23 protein-coding genes are annotated in these 18,354 nt (G+C 66.1%); 3 read left to right on the top strand and 20 right to left on the bottom strand.

Annotated elements, in window-relative coordinates; translation table 11 throughout:
• Nucleotides 1-2: 2 nt before the first annotated feature.
• The 20 genes from rpsM to YS110_12135 all read right to left on the bottom strand — a co-directional run bounded on the left by rpsM (nt 3) and on the right by YS110_12135 (nt 14,128).
• A complete protein-coding gene (rpsM, locus tag YS110_12040; GenBank protein ID UJB65427.1) occupies nt 3-368 on the bottom strand; it encodes a 30S ribosomal protein S13 in 366 nt (121 codons plus the stop codon).
• Nucleotides 369-392: 24 nt separating this feature from the next.
• Nucleotides 393-506: a 50S ribosomal protein L36 gene (rpmJ, locus tag YS110_12045; GenBank protein ID UJB65428.1), complete on the bottom strand. Its 114-nt coding sequence runs from the start codon at nt 504-506 to the stop codon at nt 393-395.
• 132 nt (nt 507-638) lie between these two features.
• Nucleotides 639-1,958, bottom strand: a complete 1,320-nt coding sequence (secY, locus tag YS110_12050; GenBank protein ID UJB65429.1) for a preprotein translocase subunit SecY — start codon at nt 1,956-1,958, stop codon at nt 639-641.
• Nucleotides 1,959-1,982: 24 nt separating this feature from the next.
• Nucleotides 1,983-2,414, bottom strand: a complete 432-nt coding sequence (rplO, locus tag YS110_12055) for a 50S ribosomal protein L15 (GenBank protein UJB67436.1) — start codon at nt 2,412-2,414, stop codon at nt 1,983-1,985.
• Between the two features lie 10 nt (nt 2,415-2,424).
• Nucleotides 2,425-2,607: a 50S ribosomal protein L30 gene (gene rpmD, locus YS110_12060; protein UJB65430.1), complete on the bottom strand. Its 183-nt coding sequence runs from the start codon at nt 2,605-2,607 to the stop codon at nt 2,425-2,427.
• 12 nt (nt 2,608-2,619) lie between these two features.
• Entirely contained in the window at nt 2,620-3,138 is a 519-nt protein-coding gene (gene rpsE / locus YS110_12065) for a 30S ribosomal protein S5 (protein UJB65431.1), read from the bottom strand.
• A 15-nt stretch (nt 3,139-3,153) separates the two neighbouring features.
• Nucleotides 3,154-3,519, bottom strand: coding sequence for a 50S ribosomal protein L18 (gene rplR / locus YS110_12070; GenBank protein UJB65432.1), 366 nt, complete (start codon nt 3,517-3,519; stop codon nt 3,154-3,156).
• 11 nt (nt 3,520-3,530) lie between these two features.
• Entirely contained in the window at nt 3,531-4,064 is a 534-nt protein-coding gene (gene rplF / locus YS110_12075) for a 50S ribosomal protein L6 (GenBank protein UJB65433.1), read from the bottom strand.
• A 26-nt stretch (nt 4,065-4,090) separates the two neighbouring features.
• Nucleotides 4,091-4,486, bottom strand: coding sequence for a 30S ribosomal protein S8 (gene rpsH / locus YS110_12080; protein UJB65434.1), 396 nt, complete (start codon nt 4,484-4,486; stop codon nt 4,091-4,093).
• 20 nt (nt 4,487-4,506) lie between these two features.
• Nucleotides 4,507-4,812 carry a 30S ribosomal protein S14 gene (rpsN, locus tag YS110_12085; GenBank protein ID UJB65435.1) on the bottom strand — a complete coding sequence of 102 codons (306 nt, stop codon included), beginning with the start codon at nt 4,810-4,812 and terminating at the stop codon, nt 4,507-4,509.
• An 8-nt stretch (nt 4,813-4,820) separates the two neighbouring features.
• A complete protein-coding gene (rplE, locus tag YS110_12090; protein ID UJB65436.1) occupies nt 4,821-5,360 on the bottom strand; it encodes a 50S ribosomal protein L5 in 540 nt (179 codons plus the stop codon).
• 10 nt (nt 5,361-5,370) lie between these two features.
• Nucleotides 5,371-5,691 (bottom strand): 50S ribosomal protein L24, encoded by a 321-nt coding sequence (gene rplX / locus YS110_12095; protein UJB65437.1) that lies wholly within the window; start codon nt 5,689-5,691, stop codon nt 5,371-5,373.
• A 10-nt stretch (nt 5,692-5,701) separates the two neighbouring features.
• Nucleotides 5,702-6,070, bottom strand: a complete 369-nt coding sequence (gene rplN / locus YS110_12100; protein ID UJB65438.1) for a 50S ribosomal protein L14 — start codon at nt 6,068-6,070, stop codon at nt 5,702-5,704.
• 209 nt (nt 6,071-6,279) lie between these two features.
• On the bottom strand, nt 6,280-7,869 hold the full coding sequence (locus tag YS110_12105; protein UJB65439.1) for a glycerol-3-phosphate dehydrogenase/oxidase: 1,590 nt from the start codon (nt 7,867-7,869) through the stop codon (nt 6,280-6,282).
• Between the two features lie 170 nt (nt 7,870-8,039).
• Nucleotides 8,040-9,773, bottom strand: coding sequence for a carbohydrate ABC transporter substrate-binding protein (locus YS110_12110; protein ID UJB65440.1), 1,734 nt, complete (start codon nt 9,771-9,773; stop codon nt 8,040-8,042).
• 178 nt (nt 9,774-9,951) lie between these two features.
• The gene (locus YS110_12115) at nt 9,952-10,260 is read right to left on the bottom strand and encodes a DUF2160 domain-containing protein (GenBank protein ID UJB65441.1); all 309 of its coding nucleotides are present in this window, start codon (nt 10,258-10,260) and stop codon (nt 9,952-9,954) included.
• 13 nt (nt 10,261-10,273) lie between these two features.
• Nucleotides 10,274-11,086, bottom strand: coding sequence for a carbohydrate ABC transporter permease (locus tag YS110_12120; GenBank protein UJB65442.1), 813 nt, complete (start codon nt 11,084-11,086; stop codon nt 10,274-10,276).
• On the bottom strand, nt 11,079-11,975 hold the full coding sequence (locus YS110_12125) for a sugar ABC transporter permease (GenBank protein ID UJB65443.1): 897 nt from the start codon (nt 11,973-11,975) through the stop codon (nt 11,079-11,081). The genes YS110_12120 and YS110_12125 overlap by 8 nt, the downstream gene beginning before the upstream one ends.
• Nucleotides 11,972-13,042 carry an ABC transporter ATP-binding protein gene (locus YS110_12130; protein UJB65444.1) on the bottom strand — a complete coding sequence of 357 codons (1,071 nt, stop codon included), beginning with the start codon at nt 13,040-13,042 and terminating at the stop codon, nt 11,972-11,974. The genes YS110_12125 and YS110_12130 overlap by 4 nt, the downstream gene beginning before the upstream one ends.
• Before the next feature lie 3 nt (nt 13,043-13,045).
• Nucleotides 13,046-14,128, bottom strand: coding sequence for an ABC transporter ATP-binding protein (locus YS110_12135; protein UJB65445.1), 1,083 nt, complete (start codon nt 14,126-14,128; stop codon nt 13,046-13,048).
• A gap of 175 nt (nt 14,129-14,303) precedes the next feature.
• Between YS110_12135 and YS110_12140 the strand changes: the two genes are divergently transcribed.
• From YS110_12140 to YS110_12150, 3 genes are all read left to right on the top strand, one after another.
• A complete protein-coding gene (locus YS110_12140) occupies nt 14,304-15,071 on the top strand; it encodes a DeoR/GlpR transcriptional regulator (GenBank protein UJB67437.1) in 768 nt (255 codons plus the stop codon).
• 35 nt (nt 15,072-15,106) lie between these two features.
• Nucleotides 15,107-16,606 carry a glycerol kinase GlpK gene (gene glpK / locus YS110_12145; protein UJB65446.1) on the top strand — a complete coding sequence of 500 codons (1,500 nt, stop codon included), beginning with the start codon at nt 15,107-15,109 and terminating at the stop codon, nt 16,604-16,606.
• A gap of 882 nt (nt 16,607-17,488) precedes the next feature.
• Nucleotides 17,489-18,316, top strand: coding sequence for a pyrroline-5-carboxylate reductase (locus YS110_12150; GenBank protein UJB65447.1), 828 nt, complete (start codon nt 17,489-17,491; stop codon nt 18,314-18,316).
• Nucleotides 18,317-18,354 lie beyond the last annotated feature (38 nt).

Genomic DNA, 18,354 nt, shown 5'->3' on the forward strand with positions numbered 1-18,354 from the left:
TCTTATTTCTTCAGAGCCGCTGCACCCTTGCGCGGACCCTTGCGGGTACGGGCGTTGGTACGCGTACGCTGGCCGCGCATGGGCAGGCCACGGCGATGGCGGAAACCACGGTAGCAACCGATGTCCATCAGGCGCTTGATGTTCATCGTGGTTTCACGGCGCAGGTCACCTTCGATGGTGAACTGGGCGATCTGGTCGCGGATTTTTTCCAGATCACCGTCCGTGAGGTCCTTGACCTTCTTGGAGTACTCGATGCCACAGGCTTCGCAAATCTTGCGAGCGCGGGTGCGACCGATGCCGTAGATGGCGGTCAGGCCAATCTCAGCATGCTTATGCGGCGGGATATTGATGCCAGCGATACGTGCCATATGCGTCCTCTAATACTTTCCAAATCAACCTTGGCGCTGCTTATGGCGCTGATCCGTGCAGATCACGCGCACCACACCCTTGCGGCGGATGATCTTGCAGTTGCGGCAGATTTTCTTGACCGAAGCCGAAACTCTCATTTCATTCTCCTAAAACTAGTCCATCCGTTCCGGCCAACTTCCCGGAACTTGGCTTCCCTGACTGGGCAGGGAAGCCGGTTTACCTCACGGGCCCCGCCATGCGTTGGCGCAAGGGGGACATTTTCCTCTATCTCAGCCGTTGAGCGTCGTCTTGAAGTTGGCCTTCTTCAGAAGCGACTCGTACTGCTGGCTCATCATGTAGTTCTGCACCTGGGCCATGAAGTCCATGGTGACCACGACGATGATCAGGAGCGACGTACCACCAAAGTAGAACGGAACGTTGTACTTCAGGATCAGGAACTCCGGCAGCAGGCACACGAAGGTGATGTACACCGCACCCACCAGCGTCAGCCGAACCAGGATCTTGTCGATATAGCGCGCAGTCTGCTCACCAGGGCGGATGCCCGGGATGAAGGCGCCGCTCTTCTTCAGGTTGTCTGCCGTCTCGCGGCTGTTGAAAACCAGCGCGGTATAGAAGAAGCAGAAGAAGATGATGGCCGCTGCGTACAACAGGACATAGATCGGCTGGCCGGGGGTCAGCGTGCTGGAGATGTCGCGCAGCCAGCGCATCGACTCGCCTGCGCTGAACCAGTTCACGACCGTCGCGGGCAGCAGGATGATCGACGAAGCGAAGATCGGAGGAATCACCCCCGCCATGTTCAGCTTCAGCGGCAGATGCGAAGACTGGCCGCCATACACCTTGTTGCCCACCTGGCGCCGCGCATAGTTCACGAGGATCTTGCGCTGGCCACGTTCGACGAACACCACGAAGTAGGTCACCAGGCCCACCACCACCACGATGAAGATGGCCGCGATGATGCTCATGGCACCGGTACGCACCAGTTCCAGCAACCCGCCGATGGAGCCTGGCAGACCCGCGGCGATACCGCCGAAGATCAGGATCGAAATCCCGTTGCCCAGACCGCGCTCGGTGATTTGCTCGCCCAGCCACATCAGGAACATGGTCCCCGCCGTGAGGCTGACCACCGCCGTGAGGCGGAAGCCGAAACCAGGGCTCAACACCAGGCCGGCAGAGCTTTCCAGCGCCACGGCGATGCCGAGGGACTGGAAAATCGCCAGGCCCAGCGTCCCGTAACGGGTGTACTGGGTGATCTTGCGGCGGCCCGCTTCGCCTTCCTTCTTCAGTTGCTCGAACGTCGGAACGACGTAGGTCATCAGCTGCATGATGATCGATGCCGAGATGTACGGCATGATCCCCAGCGCGAAGACCGTGAAGCGCGAAAGCGCCCCACCCGAGAACATGTTGAACAGGTTCAGGATGCCGCCTTGCTGGCCATTGAACAGCTGCTGCAGTTGCGCCGGGTCGATGCCCGGAACGGGGATATGCGCCCCGATGCGGTACACGACCAGCGCGAGCAACAGAAAAACCAGGCGGCGACGCAAATCGCCGAACTTGCCGGTTTTTGCGATCTGAGCTGCGCTAGTAGCCACGGATGTCCTCTTTCAGAACGGCTATCAGGCCAAGCTGCCGCCAGCCGCCTCGATGGCAGCCTTGGCACCTGCGGTGGCACCGACGCCCGTGAGCTTCACGGCCTTGGTGAGTTCACCGCGCTTGACGACCTTCACCACCTGGGCAATGGCGGGCACGAGACCTGCCTGCTTCAGGGCGGCGACATCGACTTCGGCCAGGCCGAGCTGCTCCAGCGTGCGCAGGGTCACTTCGGCATTGAACTTCAGCGACTGCGACTTGAAACCGCGCTTGGGCAGACGACGCTGCAGCGGCATCTGGCCGCCTTCGAAGCCTACCTTGTGGTAGCCGCCCGAACGCGACTTCTGGCCCTTGTGGCCACGGCCGGCGGTCTTGCCCAGGCCGGAGCCGATGCCACGGCCCACGCGGCGCTTGGCGTGCTTGGCACCCGCTGCAGGCTTGATGCTATTGAGTTCCATCATCAACCTCTCAGAGGACTTTGACCAGATAGCTGATCTTGTTGATCATGCCGCGCACCGCAGGCGTGTCCTGCAGCTCGCTCACGCTGTTCAGCTTGCGCAGGCCCAGGCCACGCACCGTGTCGCGGTGCGACTGCTTGGTGCCGATCGGGCTGCGAACCAGCTGAATCTTGACAGTTTGTTGTGTCGTCATTTCACACTCCGATCAGACGAACAGGTCTTCGACCGACTTGCCGCGCTTGGCTGCCACTTCCGCCGGGGTGGTGGAGTTGGTCAGGGCGTCGAACGTGGCGCGGACCATGTTGTAGGGGTTGGACGAACCATGGCTCTTGGCCACGATGTCGGTGATGCCCATCACTTCGAACACGGCGCGCATCGGGCCGCCGGCGATGATGCCGGTACCCTTGGGAGCCGGAGCCATCATCACGACCGCAGCGCCATGGTGGCCGGTCACGTTATGGTGAATCGTGCCGTTCTTCAGCGACACCTTCACCATGTTGCGGCGGGCTTCTTCCATTGCCTTCTGCACGGCAGCGGGCACTTCCTTCGACTTGCCCTTGCCCATGCCAACGCGGCCGTCACCGTCGCCGACCACCGTCAGTGCTGCGAAGCCGAGGATACGGCCGCCCTTCACGACTTTGGTCACGCGGTTGACCGCGATCATTTTTTCGCGCAGACCGTCGTCACGACCTTCGTCTTGCACCTTGGGGGAAAATTTAGCCATTTTTATCCGCTCCGCTTAGAACTGCAGACCTGCTTCACGGGCTGCGTCGGCCAGGGCCTTGACGCGGCCGTGGTAGGCGAAACCTGCACGGTCGAAAGCAACCTTCTCAACACCGGCGGCCTTCGCCTTCTCGGCAATGCGCTTGCCGATCAGCGTGGCGGCGGCCACGTTGCCACCCTTGCCAGCGGCACCCAGCTGGGTGCGCACTTCGGCTTCCGCCGTGGAGGCAGAGGCCAGCACCTTGGTGCCGCAGCCAGAAATCACGCTGGCGTAGATGTGGAGGTTGGTGCGGTTCACCGACAGGCGGGCAACGCCTTGCTGGGCGATGCGAATACGGGTCTGACGGGCACGACGCAGACGCTGCTCTTTCTTGTTCAACATGCTGCAGCTCCTTACTTCTTCTTGGTCTCTTTGATCACGACCTTCTCATCCGAGTAACGGATGCCCTTGCCCTTGTAGGGCTCGGGAGGACGAACGGCGCGGATCTCAGCGGCCAGCTGGCCAACGACCTGGCGATCGGCACCCTTGACCACGATTTCGGTCGGGGTCGGGGTAGCGACGGTAACGCCGGCGGGCATCTCGAAATTCACGGGATGCGAGAAGCCCACGCTCAGGTTCAGCTTCGAGCCCGATGCGGCGGCCTTGAAGCCCACGCCGATCAGCGACAGCTTCTTCTCGAAGCCCTTGCTCACGCCGACCACCATGTTGTTCACCAGCTGGCGCACGGTGCCGCTCATGGCATTGGCTTCGCGGGAGTCGTTCACGGGCTCGAACGAAAGCTTGCCTTCGTTGTTGGCCACCTTGACCAGCGCGTTCTGAGCGACGGACAGCGCGCCGCCCGAGCCCTTGACGTTGATCTTCTCTGCGGTGAGGGCCACTTCCACGCCTGCGGGAATGACCACGGGGGATTTTGCTACGCGAGACATTTCAGTATTTCTCCTTCAATGCTCGGTTAGGCCACGTAGCACAGCACTTCGCCGCCGACGCCGGTGGCACGTGCCTTGCGATCCGTCATCACGCCCTTGGGAGTGGTGACGATGGCCACGCCCAAGCCATTCATGACCTGGGGGATGGCGTCGCGGCCCTTGTACACGCGCAGGCCAGGACGGCTCACGCGCTCGATACGCTCGATCACGGGACGGCCGGCGTAGTACTTCAGGGTAATTTCGAGTTCGGACTTGCTGCCTTCGGTCTTCACCTGGAAGCCGTCGATGTAGCCCTCATCCTTCAGCACCTGGGCGATGGCGACCTTCACTTTGGAGGAAGGCGCCGTCACGGTGGCCTTGGAGACCATCTGGGCGTTGCGGATGCGGGTCAGCAGGTCAGCGATGGGATCACTCATGCTCATGTTGTTCTCTCCTGCTCGACTTACCAGCTGGCCTTGGTCACACCGGGGATGTCACCGGCGAAGGCCATTTCACGGATCTTGGCGCGGCCCAGGCCAAATTGGCGGAAGGTGCCGCGCGGGCGACCGGTGATCTCGCAACGGTTGCGCTGGCGCGTGGGGTTGGCGTTACGGGGCAGCTTCTGCAGGCCCAGGCGAGCGGCGTCGCGCTCTTCGTCGGAACGCTTGGCGTCGCCGGCGATGGCCTTCAGTTCTGCATACTTGGCAGCGTACTTGGCGGCCAGTTTTTCGCGCTTGAGTTCGCGCTCGATCAAAGCTTTCTTAGCCATGCGCCACCTCAGTTCTTGAAGGGGAATTTGAATGCCGACAGCAGCGCCTTGCACTCGTCGTCGGTTTTAGCCGTCGTGGTGATGCTGATGTTCAGACCACGCAGCGCATCCACCTTGTCGTATTCGATTTCCGGGAAGATGATCTGCTCTTTGACGCCGACGTTGTAGTTGCCGCGGCCGTCGAAAGCGCGGCCGGAGATACCACGGAAGTCACGCACGCGCGGCAGGGCCACGGTGACGAAACGGTCCAGGAATTCGTACATCTGAACGCCACGCAGCGTGACCATGCAGCCGATGGCCTGGCCTTCGCGGATCTTGAAGCCGGCGATGGCCTTCTTGGCCTTGGTCACCACGGGCTTCTGGCCGGCGATCTTGGTCAGGTCGCCCACGGCGTTGTCCAGCACCTTCTTGTCGGCCACGGCCTCGCCCACACCCATGTTCAGGGTGATCTTGGACAGGCGCGGGACTTCCATGATGGATTGGTAGCCGAACTTTTCCTTCAGTTCAGCCGCGATCTTTTCGCGATAGAGTTTTTGCAGTCGTGCCATGTGTTACCCCTTAGGCAGCCTTGATTTCGGCGCCGTTGGACTTGAACACGCGAACGCGCGCGCCGTCAGCCTGCACCTTGATACCGACGCGATCAGCCTTGCCGGTCGCTGCATTGAAGATGGCCACGTTGGACTGGTGGATAGGCATGGCCTTTTCCACGATGCCGCCGGTGGTGCCCTTCATGGGATTGGGCTTGACGTGCTTCTTCACCAGGTTGATGCCTTCGATCACCAGGTGGGAGTCGTCCTTGCGCAGCGAAACGGTGCCACGCTTGCCCTTGTCACGGCCAGCCAGCACGATGACTTCGTCGCCCTTGCGGATCTTGTTCATGGTGCGTCCTTCAGAGAACTTCAGGGGCCAGGGACACGATCTTCATGAACTTCTCGGTGCGCAGTTCACGTGTCACGGGGCCAAAAATGCGGGTACCGATAGGCTCTTGCTTGGCGTTGAGCAGCACAGCGGCGTTGCCATCGAACTTGACGAGCGAGCCATCGGCACGGCGGATGCCCTTGGCCGTGCGCACCACCACCGCGCTGTAGATCTCGCCTTTCTTGACGCGACCACGCGGAGCAGCTTCTTTCACGCTCACCTTGATGATGTCACCAACGCTGGCATAGCGACGCTTGGAGCCGCCGAGCACCTTGATGCACAGGACGGACTTGGCGCCGGTGTTGTCGGCAACCTCTAACCGAGATTCTGTTTGGATCATTTCAATATTCCCAACTTGCACCAGCACATCCCGACAGCCCCAGAGTCCTTCTCTCGGGCCGCGAGCAGCCAGTCAGTCTTGGGCCCGTCGTCCACGCCGCGAACCATTTCACGGCGCTTCCACTGGGCAGAAACCTCGCATAATTTTTACGCGAAGCCTGGCATTGTTGCAGAGCCGACCGAGCAAGTCAAGCCCTGCGCAGGCAGGAATCAGGCGGGCAGCTGCAGATACTGTTGCGCCAACGCCAAAAAGGCCGGCAGCCGCGGCTCGCCCTGGCCTTCTTCCTGCAGGATTTCCGCCACGCGCGGCGCCAGCCGGGCCGCCAGCCGGGCGTCGAGGAACAGCAGGCGGCAGCGCCGGGCCAGCACATCCTCCACGGTGCGCGCGTATTCGTGGCGCACGGCAAAGCGCACCATGGCCTCGCTCAGCCCCTCGGCCAGCCAGGCCTGCGCGCCCGGCAGGGCCTGCACCGCGGCGGCCTCGCTGCCATATGAATGCCAGCCCTGGGCCTCGTAGATGCGGTGGCGCACCGGGGCCGCGGGCGCCCCCACGAGGCGCAGCTGCACGGTGGCGCCAGCGGGCCGCGCCGGCAGCAGGCCTTCGTCGAAGCACTTCGCCAGCACGTCCTCGGCCATGGCGCGGTAGGTGGTCCACTTGCCGCCCGTCACGGTCACCAGCCCGCTGCGGCTGGCCAGCACGGTGTGCTCGCGGCTCAGGGCCTTGGTGTTGCCGCCTTCGTCGTCGGGCGGCCGCACCAGCGGACGCAGGCCGACCCAGATGCTGCGCACGTCCTCGGCGCGCGGCGCGCGGCGCAGGTACTTGGCCGACTCGCTGAGGATGAAATCCACCTCCTCGCGGAAGGCCTGCGGCTCGCGCGCCAGGTCCTGGCGCGGGCTGTCGGTGGTGCCCAGGATGAGCTTGCCCAGCCAGGGCACGGCGAACAGCACGCGCCCGTCGGCCGTCTTGGGCACCAGCAGCGCGTGGTCCGAGGGCAGGAAGTCGCGGTCCACCACGATGTGCACGCCCTGGCTGGGCGCCACCATGGGGCGCACGGGCCTGCCCAGCGCCTCGGCGTCCTGCTGGCGCAATGCATCGACCCAGACGCCCGTGGCATTGACCACGGCGCGCGCGCGCAGCGTGAAGCGCTGCCCGCTCTCGGCGTCTTCACAGACCAGGCCCGCCACCTTGCCGCCTTCGTGCAGCAGCTCGCGCGCCGGGCAGTAGTTGACCAGCAGCGCCCCCTGGGCCGCCGCGGTACGCGCCAGCGCCAGCGCCAGGCGCGCGTCGTCGAACTGGCCGTCCCAGTACTTGACGCCGCCCTTGAGCCCTTCGGCGCGCGCCGTGGGCAGGCAGTGCAGGGTGCGGGCGCGGCCCATGAATTCGGTGGCGCCCAGGCCGGCCTGGCCGGCCAGGGCGTCGTACATCTTCAGGCCGACGCCGTAGAACGGCGTCTCCCACAGGTGGTACGAGGGCATGACGAACGGCAGCGGCTGCGCCAGGTGCGGCGCGTTGCGCAGCAGCGTGGTGCGCTCGTGCAGCGCCTCGCGCACCAGCGCGATGTTGCCCTGCGCCAGATAGCGCACCCCGCCGTGCACCAGCTTGGTGGCGCGCGAAGAGGTGCCCTTGGCGAAGTCGTCCGACTCCACCAGCACCACCGAGAAACCACGCGCCGCCGCATCCAGCGCCACGCCCAGGCCCGTGGCACCGCCGCCGATGACCGCGAGGTCGTAGGTGATGGGCTGGGCCAGGCGGGCGAGCAGTTCGGCGCGCGGGGTGGGTGCGGGGGAGTCAGTGGTCATCTCGGTCATCCATGGTGTTCCCCCCAGCCCACGCAACCGGCGCGGCCCAAGCCAGCAGACGCCGCGCAAGGGCCGCCCCGCCGCGCTGGCGGCGTCCCCCTGCCCGCAGTGCGCAGCACTGCGAGAGCGGGGGGAAGCGGCGCAGCCGCTCAGGGGGGTGTGCATTTACATCAGCGCACCTTGCCGTTCTTCCAGGCCTGCAGCAGCGCGTCGTAGGCGATGGTTTCGCCCTTCGGCTTCTCGTTGTCGAGCTTCTTCCAGGGCGCGTGCTTGTCGCTCAGCCACTTGGCCGGGTCTTCCTTCTTGTTCAGCTTGGGCGCGCAGTGGGCCATGCCGGCGCGCTCCAGGCGGGCCATCACCTGGTCCATTTCGTCGGCCAGCGTGTCCATGGCGGCCTGCGGGGTCTTCTCGCCGGTGACGGCCTGGGCCACGTTCTTCCACCAGAGCTGGGCGAGCTTGGGGTAGTCAGGCACGTTGGTGCCGGTGGGCGACCAGGCCACGCGCGCCGGGCTGCGGTAGAACTCGACCAGGCCGCCGAGCTTGGGCGCCATGTCGGTCATGGCCTTGGAGCGGATGTCGGACTCGCGGATCGGCGTGAGGCCGACGATGGTCTTCTTCAGCGAGGTGCTCTTGGCTGTCACGAACTGCGCGTAGAGCCACGCGGCGGCCAGGCGGTCGGGGTTGTGGTCCTTGAAGAAGGTCCACGAGCCCACGTCCTGGTAGCCGTTCTGCATGCCCTGCTTCCAGTAGGGGCCGTTGGGGCCGGGGGCCATGCGCCACTTGGGCGTGCCGTCGGCGTTCACCACGGGCAGGCCGGGCTTGACCATGTCGGCGGTGAAGGCGGTGTACCAGAAGATCTGCTGCGCGATCTGGCCCTGGGCGGGCACGGGGCCGGCTTCGCCGAAGGTCATGCCGGTGGCTTCCTTGGGCGCGTACTTCTTCATCCAGTCCACGTACTTGGTGAGCGCGTAGACGGCGGCGGGCGAGTTGGTGGCGCCGCCACGGGCCACGCTGGCGCCCACGGGGGTGCACTTGTCGTCGGCCACGCGGATGCCCCATTCGTCGATCGGCAGGCCGTTGGGGTTGCCGATGTCGGCGCTGCCGGCCATCGAGAGCCACGCATCGGTGAAGCGCCAGCCCAGCGACGGGTCCTTCTTGCCGTAGTCCATGTGGCCGTAGATGGGCTTGCCGTCGATCTGCTTCACGTCGTTGGTGAAGAACTCGGCGATGTCCTCATAGGCGCTCCAGTTCAGCGGCACGCCCAGGTCGTAGCCGTACTTGGCCTTGAACTTCTGCTTGAGGTCCTTGCGCTCGAACAGGTCGGCGCGGAACCAGTACAGGTTGGCGAACTGCTGGTCGGGCAGCTGGTACAGCTTGCCGTCGGGCGCGGTGGTGAACTTGGTGCCGATGAAGTCGGCGATGTCGATGCCGGGGTTGGTGTATTCCTTGCCCGTGCCCGTCATGTAGTCGGACAGGTTCAGGATCTTGCCGTAGCGGTAGTGCGTGCCGATGAGGTCGGAGTCGCTGATCCAGCCGTCGTAGATGGACTTGCCCGACTGCATCGAGGTCTGCAGCTTCTCGACCACGTCGCCTTCCTGGATCAGGTCGTGCTTGACCTTGATGCCGGTGATTTCCTCGAACGCCTTGGCCAGCGTCTTGGACTCGTACTCGTGCGTGGTGAGGGTCTCGGACACCACCGAGACGTCCTTCACGCCCTTGGCCTGCAGCTTCTTGGCGGCGTCGATGAACCACTTCATCTCGGCCATCTGCTGGTCCTTGGAGAGCGTGGAGGGCTGGAACTCGCTGTCGATCCACTTCTTGGCCTCGGCCTCGCCGGCCCAGGCAGCCTGCCCCAAAGCCAGGGCCGCGGTGGCGAAAGCGATCGCCTTGAACTGCATCTTCATTGCTGTCTCCTCATTTTGAGACCCCCATTGGTGGATCGGCGCCTGCCCAGGGGGGAACCGGGCCGGGCCTGTGAAACCTGCAAAAACCATAGCTGGCAGCGCTTGCTGCACAAGGTTTTCAGCATCTTTTCTCTGTCAAACCCTTATGCAACAAGCGCTGCCAGCTCTCTTTTTCATATCACCCCTTGCGCAGCACCAGGGCCAGCGCCAGCATGGACAGCACGAAGCTGATCCACACCGAGGGCTCGGCCTCCAGCGAAAACCACTGCGCCATCTTCTCGCCCAGGCCCACCCAGATCAGGTTGATGTAGGCGGCGGTGAGCAGGCCGATGAACAGGCGGTCGCCGCGCGTGGTGGAAATGGGCAGGAAGCCCTTGCGCTCCACCGTGGGGCATTTGATTTCCCACACCGTCATGCCGACCAGCATGAGCGCGATGCAGGTGAAGAACACGGCCACCGGGGTGGTCCAGGCCATCCAATCGAACATGGGCGTTTCTCCTTCAGACACGGCCCATCGCGAAGCCCTTCGCGATGTAGTGGCGCACGAACCAGATGACGATGGCGCCGGGCACGATGGTCAGCACCCCGGCGGCGGCGAGCGTGGCCCAGTCCATGCCGCTGGCGCTCACGGTGCGCGTCATCGTCGCCACGATGGGCTTGGCGTTCACGCTGGTGAGCGTGCGCGCCAGCAGCAATTCGACCCACGAGAACATGAAGCAGAAGAACGCCGCCACGCCCACGCCGGCCTTGATGAGCGGCAGGAAGATGGTGAGGAAGAAGCGCGGGAACGAGTAGCCGTCGATGTACGCCGTTTCGTCGATCTCGCGCGGAATGCCGCTCATGAAGCCTTCGAGAATCCACACCGCCAGTGGCACGTTGAACAGCAGGTGCGCCAGCGCCACGGCGATGTGCGTGTCCATCAGACCCACGGTGGTGTAGAGCTGGAAGAACGGCAGAAGGAAAACTGCGGGCGGCGTCATGCGGTTGGTGAGCAGCCAGAAGAACACGTGCTTGTCGCCCAGGAACTGGTAGCGGCTGAACGCATAGGCCGCGGGCAGCGCCACGGTGAGCGAGATCACGGTGTTGATGGCCACGTAGATCAGGCTGTTGATGTAGCCCGAGTACCAGCTTTCGTCGGTGAAGATGGTCCTGTAGTTGTCCCAGGTGAAGTGCTGGGGCCAGAGCGAGAAGCTCGACAGGATCTCCTCGTTGGTCTTGAAGCTCATGTTGACCATCCAGTAGATCGGCAGCACGGCGAAGACGAGGTAGGCGATCAGGAACAGCGTGCGTTTCTGGAAGCGGGGCTCATTCATGGCCTGCGCCCTCCTTCGGCGTGGTGCCGACGCGCTGCATCCAGTTGTAGAGGATGAAGCACAGCAGCAGGATGATGAAGAAATAGATCAGCGAGAAGGCGGCCGCCGGGCCCAGGTCGAACTGGCCCACGGCCTTCTGCGTGAGGTACTGGCTCAGGAACGTGGTCGCGTTGCCCGGCCCGCCGCCGGTGAGCACGAAGGGCTCGGTGTAGATCATGAAGCTGTCCATGAAGCGCAGCAGCACCGCGATCATCAGCACGCCGCGCATCTTGGGCAGCTGGATGTAGCGGAACACCGCCAGCTTGCTCGCGCCGTCGATGCGCGCAGCCTGGTAGTAGGCATCGGGAATGGAACGCAGCCCGGCGAAGGCCAGCAGCGCCACCAGCGGCGTCCAGTGCCACACGTCCATGGCCAGCACCGTGAGCCAGGCCTGCGTGGCGTTGCCGGTGTAGCTGTACTCGATGCCCGCCGCCTTGAAGGCGGCGCCGAGCAGGCCGATGTCCGAGCGGCCGAAGATCTGCCAGATGGTGCCCACCACGTTCCACGGGATCAGCAGCGACAGCGCCACCACCACCAGCACGGCGGACGACTTCCAACCCTGCGCGGGCATGGACAGCGCCAGCAGGATGCCCAGCGGAATCTCCACCAGCAGCACGGCCAGCGAGAAGGTGATCTGCCGCAGCAGCGCGCTGTGCAGCTCCTCGTCGCGCATCACGGCGGCGAACCATTCGGTGCCCACGAACACGCGGCGCTCGGGGCTGATGATGTCCTGCACGGAGTAGTTCACCACCGTCATCAGCGGCAGGATGGCCGAGAACGCCACGCAGAGGATGACCGGCAAGATAAGGAACCAGGCTTTCTGGTTCACCGGCTTGGTCGTGGTGCTCATGGCAAAAGCTCCTCGTTTTGGTAGAAGCAGGTGTGCTCGCCCAGCACCTGCAGCCAGACAGTCCCCCCCTCACCGGGCAGCACCTGCTCGGGCGCGCAGCGCGCCTTGAGCACCTCGCCGCCGAGGGTGGCGGTCAGCATCTGGTGCGTGCCCAGGTCCTGCACGCGCGCCACGGCGCACGGCAGCGCACCGGCCTGCCCCGGCGCGGCCAGCGCCAGGTATTCGGGGCGCACGCCCAGGCGCAGCGCGCCATCGGGCAGCGCACGCGGCAGCGGCATGCGCTGGCCTGCCACCGCCAGCGCGCCGTCCTGCACCTGCGCGGGCAGGAAGTTCATGCCCGGCGAACCGATGAAGTGGCCGACGAAGGCGTGGCGCGGGCGCTCGAACAGTTCGTCGGGTGCGCCCACCTGCACGGCGCGCCCGCGCGTCATCACCACCACCTTGTCGGCGAAGGTCAGCGCCTCCACCTGGTCGTGCGTGACGTAGATCAGCGTCAGCTTCAGCTCGTGGTGGATCTGCTTGAGCTTGCGCCGCAACTGCCACTTCAGGTGCGGGTCGATCACGGTGAGCGGCTCGTCGAACAGCACCGCCGCCACGTCCTCGCGCACCAGGCCGCGGCCGAGCGAGATCTTCTGCTTGGCGTCGGCCGACAGGCCGGCCGCGCGCTGGTCGAGCTGGCCACTCATCTCCAGCATCTCGGCGATCTGGCCCACGCGCTGGCGGATGCGCGCCTCGGGCACCTTGCGGTTCTTCAGCGGGAACGCCAGGTTCTCGGCCACCGTCATGGTGTCGTAGATCACCGGGAACTGGAACACCTGCGCGATGTTGCGCTCCTGCGGGCTGGCGCGCGTCACGTCGCGTTCGTCGAACAGCACGCGCCCCTGCGAGGGCACGAGCAGGCCCGACATGATGTTCAGCATGGTGGTCTTGCCGCAGCCCGAGGGGCCGAGCAGCGCGTAGGCGCCGCCGTCATCGAACACCATGCTCAAGGGCAGCAGCGCGTAGTCGCTGTCCTGCTGCGGGTTCGGCCTGTACGAGTGCGCCAGATCGAGTGTGATGCGTGCCATCGCTCAGTTCCTTCCAGGCCGTGCCGGGGCCAGCAGCAAGGCCCCGTCCGCGCCGAATACGTAGGCCTGGGCCGGGTCCAGGTGCAGCGCCACGCTGCTGCCCAGCTCCAGGTAGTGCACACCGGTGATCTGCGCCACCAGCTCGCCCCAGGGCGTGGCGGCGTGCACGAAGGTGTCGGAGCCCGAAATCTCCGCCAGCTCCACCGTGCCCTGCACCGCCACGTCGCCGGGGCGTGCGTGCAGGCGCAGCGCGCTCGCGCGCAGGCCCAGGGTCACGTCGCCGCGATCGTTGCCGTGGCCGCCGGGCAAGGCCACCGGCAGTTCGGTGCCGCCGGGCAGGCGCAGGCCGCCGAGGGTGGCCTGCGCCCGCACCAGGTTCATCGGCGGGTCGCTGAAGGCGCGCGCCACGCGCAGCGAGTTCGGCGCGTGGAACACCTCGGCCGTGGGGCCGTACTGCAGCAGCCGCCCCTCGTGCAGCACGGCGGTGTAGCCGCCCAGCAGCAGCGCCTCGCCCGGCTCGGTGGTGGCGTAGACCACCGTCGAGTCGCCCGTGGCGAAGAGCTGCGTGAGCTCCTCGCGCAGTTCCTCGCGCAGCTTGTAGTCCAGGTTCACCAGCGGTTCGTCGAGCAGCATCAGCGGCGCGCCCTTGGCCAGCGCGCGCGCCAGCGCCACGCGCTGCTGCTGCCCGCCCGACAGCTCCGACGGGTAGCGCTGCAGGAACATCTCGATGTGCAGGCGCTCGGCCAGTTCGCGCACGCGCCGGGCCACGCCCTTTTCGCCGCGCAGCTTCAGGGGCGAGGCGATGTTGTCCGCCACCGTGAGCGACGGGTAGTTGATGAACTGCTGGTACACCATGGCCACGTTGCGCTCGCGCACCGGCATGCCGGTCACGTCCACACCATCGACGCGCACCCGGCCCTCGGTGGGTTCGTCCAGTCCTGCCATGATGCGCATCAAGCTGGTCTTGCCGGCCTGCGTGGCGCCCAGCAGCACCGTGACGGCGCCCGGCTGCAGCGCCATGCCGATGCCATGCAGCCACACCTGCGCGCCAACCCGCTTGACTATGCTGTCCAGAACCAAATCCATCTGTGTCTTTCCTGCCCCCGGGGAGCGGCCAATGCCTGCGCGAATCCGGCACGATACCAGAGACGAATTGCGTATCCGTTCATTTTTGTTCCTTATTGATCGAATGTCCTTCGGGATAACCCTCGGTTTTTTCGTTTTGGTTCGCTTTTAAAGTCAACGCTCTCATTGGGAGTCCATCCGCGTGAACAATCCCCGCCAACTCCAGCTGCTCGAAGAAGTGCGCCAGCGCCACACGGTCAGCGTCGAACAGCTCGCCGACACCCTGGGCGTGACACTGCAAACCGTGCGCCGCGACGTACAGCGCCTGGCCGAACAAGGCCTGCTGATGCGCTTCCACGGCGGCGTGCGCATGCCCGGCTCCACCGTGGAGAATCTGGCCCACACCCAGCGCGAAACGCTGCACGCCGAGGGCAAGGCGCGCATCGCGCGCGCCGTGGCGGCGCAGGTGCCGCACGGCTGCTCGCTCATCCTGAACATCGGCACCACCACCGAGGCCATCGCGCGCGCGCTGCTGCACCACCGCGGCCTGCGCGTGCTCACCAACAACCTCAACGTGGCCGCCATCCTCAGCGGCAACCCCGACTGCGAGGTGATCGTGGCCGGCGGCGTGGTGCGCCCGCGCGACCGCGGCATCGTCGGCGAGGCGGCGGTGGACTTCATCCGCCAGTTCCGCGTGGACATCGCGCTCATCGGCATCTCCGGCATCGAGCCCGACGGCACGCTGCGCGACTTCGATTACCGCGAGGTGAAGGTGGCGCAGACCATCATCGAGCACGCGCGCGAAGTGTGGCTGGCCGCCGACCACAGCAAGTTCAACCGCCCGGCCATGGTGCAGCTGGCCACGCTGGAGCAGATCGACCGCCTGTTTACCGACGCCGCGCCGCCCGAGCCCTTCCCCAGCCTGCTGCAGGCGGCCGAGGTGGTCTGCACCGTCTCCGGCTGAACGCCCCCCCTTCCACCCCCACCGCCTTTCCCGCCATGACCTACCTCCTCGCCCTCGACCAAGGCACCTCCAGTTCGCGCAGCATCGTCTTCGACGCGCACGGCCACATCGTGGCCCAGGCCCAGCAGGAGCTGCCGCAGATCTACCCCCAGCCCGGCTGGGTGGAGCACGACCCGATGCTGATCTGGCGCACCCAGCTCGCCACCGCGCGCCAGGCGCTGGCACAGGCCGGCATTGCGGCCGGCGACGTGCGCGCGCTGGGCATCACCAACCAGCGCGAGACCACCGTGCTGTGGAACCGCAAGACCGGCGCGCCCGTGCACCACGCCATCGTCTGGCAGGACCGGCGCGCCGAACCCGCCTGCGCGCAACTGCGCGCGCAGGGCCACGCCGACGCCATCCAGGCCAAGACGGGGCTGCTGATCGACGCCTACTTCTCCGGCACCAAGCTGCAGTGGCTGCTCGACAACGTGCCCGGCGCGCGCGCCGCCGCCGAGCGCGGCGAGCTGGCCTTCGGCACGGTGGACAGCTGGCTCATCTGGCAGCTCACCGGCGGCCAGCGCCACGTCACCGACGTGAGCAACGCCAGCCGCACCATGCTGCTGAACGTGCACACCAACCAGTGGGACGACGAACTGCTGGCGCTGCTGCGCATCCCGCGCGCGCTGCTGCCCGAGGTGCTGCCCTCCAGCGGCGACTTCGGCCGCACGGACGCCGGGGTGCTGGGCGCTTCGGTCGCCATCGGCGGCGTGGCCGGCGACCAGCAGAGCGCGCTGTTCGGCCAGGCCTGCTTCAAGGCCGGCATGGCCAAGAACACCTACGGCACGGGCTGCTTCATGCTCATGCACACGGGCCAGACCTTCCAGACCTCGCGCAATGGCCTGCTGACCACCAGCGCCGCGCAGCCCGGCCACACGCCCGAATTCGCGCTCGAAGGCAGCGTGTTCGTCGGCGGCGCCGTGGTGCAGTGGCTGCGCGACGGGCTGCGCGCCATCTCGGCCAGCTCCGAGGTGCAGTCACTGGCCGAGAGCGTGCCCGACTCGGGCGGCGTGATGATGGTGCCCGCCTTCACCGGCCTGGGCGCGCCCTACTGGAAGCCCGACGCGCGCGGCACCATCACCGGCCTGACGCGCGGCACCACGCTGGCGCACATCGCGCGCGCGGCGCTCGAATCCATCGCCTACCAGAGCGCCGCGCTGCTCGCCGCCATGGGCCGCGACGCCGTGGCCGCGGGCGGCGCCCCGGTGAGTGAGCTGCGCGTGGACGGCGGCGCCTGCGTGAACGACCTGCTGATGCAGTTCCAAGCCGATCTGCTGGGCATCCCCGTGGTGCGCCCGGCCGTGGTGGAAACCACCGCGCTGGGCGCGGCCTACCTGGCCGGGCTGTCGTGCGGCATCTACGCCGACACCGAGGAACTGGCGCACCTGTGGCGCGCCGAGCGCCGCTTCCTGCCCACGCTGGAGCGCGCCTGCGCCGCCGAACGCATGGCGCGCTGGGAGCATGCGGTGGCGCAGACCGCGCTCGGCCATGGCTGAGGGATATTCACGCTCATAAAAGAATAGCTTCTAGCGCTTGCTGGCCTTTGGTTTTTGGCTGTTTTTATGCTTGTGGTGGGTTTGCTTCCCGGAGCCGGGACTCGCCCCGGCGGGCGACCTCCTTTCTTGTCGCGCGACAAGAAAGGAGGCAAAGAAACGCGCCCCGCAGTCTGCGACCCCCACGCTGCGCGTGGGGGCACACCTGGGGCGAGACGCTGGCGGGGTGCGCTGCGGAACTCGCTGCGCGCTACGCGCTTCGCTCAAACAGCCGCAGCGAGTCAGTTCACGAAGCATGCGCGACTTCGCGCATGCCACCCCACCACCGCCTCGCCCCAGGCGCAGCCTGAAAGGGGGTGGAGACCGACACGGGCCATCGCTGCGCTCGGCCTCGCGGGCGCGGGCGCTACGCGCCGCGAAGTCCAGGCCGAGCGCAGCGATGGCCCGTGTCGTCTTCAACCCCCTTCTGGCCGTACCGAGGAGCGCAGGGCGTGGGGCGGGCGCGTGTGCCGAAGGACACACGCGCTTCGTGATCTGACTTGCCGCGTCTGTTTGAACGGAGCGCCGCAGGCGCGCAGTGAGTTACGCGGCACCGCCCCACGCCCGAGCACCGCAGGCTGCCCCGGAGCGAAGCGCAGGGGATACGGACAGCAGGGGCGTGCTTCTTTTGCCTCCTTTTCTTGCACGAGCAAGAAAAGGAGGTCGCCCGCCGGGGCGAGTCCCGGCCCCGGGAAACAAACCCACAAAACCACTACAAAAAAGAGAGCTACCAGCGCAATCCCCACGGGGATTTTGCACCCTATATACCCGCAATTTGCGCACAGACGCGCGCGGGCTGCTCCGTTTTTGGTAGTCTGCCGTCCGCAACCATCCACGGACCCGCCCATGACCACCCCCTTCACCATCGAAACCCCCATCGCCTTCATCGGAGGCGGCAACATGGCCAGCGCCATCATCGGCGGCCTGCTGCGCCAGGGCCTGCCGGCCGAACGCATCGACGTGGTCGAACCCTCCGCCGAGGCCAGCGCCGCGCTGCAGCGCCAGTTCGGCATCACGGCGCAGGAAAAGGCCGGCCCGCAGCTGGCCCGCGCACGGCTGGTGGTGTGGGCCATCAAGCCGCAGAACTTCCAGGAGGCCGCGCGCCAGGTGGCCGCGCACACGCCCGGCGCGCTGCACCTGAGCGTGGCCGCCGGCATCCGCACCGGCAGCATCGCCCAGTGGCTGGGCAGCGAGCGCATCGTGCGCGCCATGCCCAACACGCCGGCGCTGATCGGCCAGGGCATGACCGGGCTGTTCGCGCGCTCGGGCGTCAGCGCGGGCGAGCGCACCCTGGTGGAGCAGGTCGTGGCCACCACCGGCGCCTACCTGTGGGTCGAGGAAGAGGCGCTGCTGGACGCGGTGACGGCGCTGTCCGGCTCGGGTCCGGCCTATGTGTTCTATTTCCTCGAAGCCATGGCCCAGGCCGGCGTGGACATGGGCCTGACGCGCGAGCAGGCGCACCAGCTCGCGGTGGGCACCTTCGCCGGCGCGGCCGAGCTGGCGCGCCGCTCTGACGATCCGCCCCAGGTACTGCGCCAGCGCGTCACCTCCAAGGGCGGCACCACGCACGCGGCCATCGAGTCGATGGAGGCCGACGGCGTGGCCCAGCGGTTCATGCGCGCGCTCGACGCCGCCGAGGCGCGCGCGCACGAACTCGGCGACGAATTCAAGTAAAAAAGCCCTCCAGCGCTTTCCAGGCAAGCGCTGACAGC

The organism is Acidovorax sp. YS12 (assembly GCA_021496925.1).
In the GTDB taxonomy this organism is placed as follows: Bacteria; Pseudomonadota; Gammaproteobacteria; order Burkholderiales; family Burkholderiaceae_C; genus Paenacidovorax.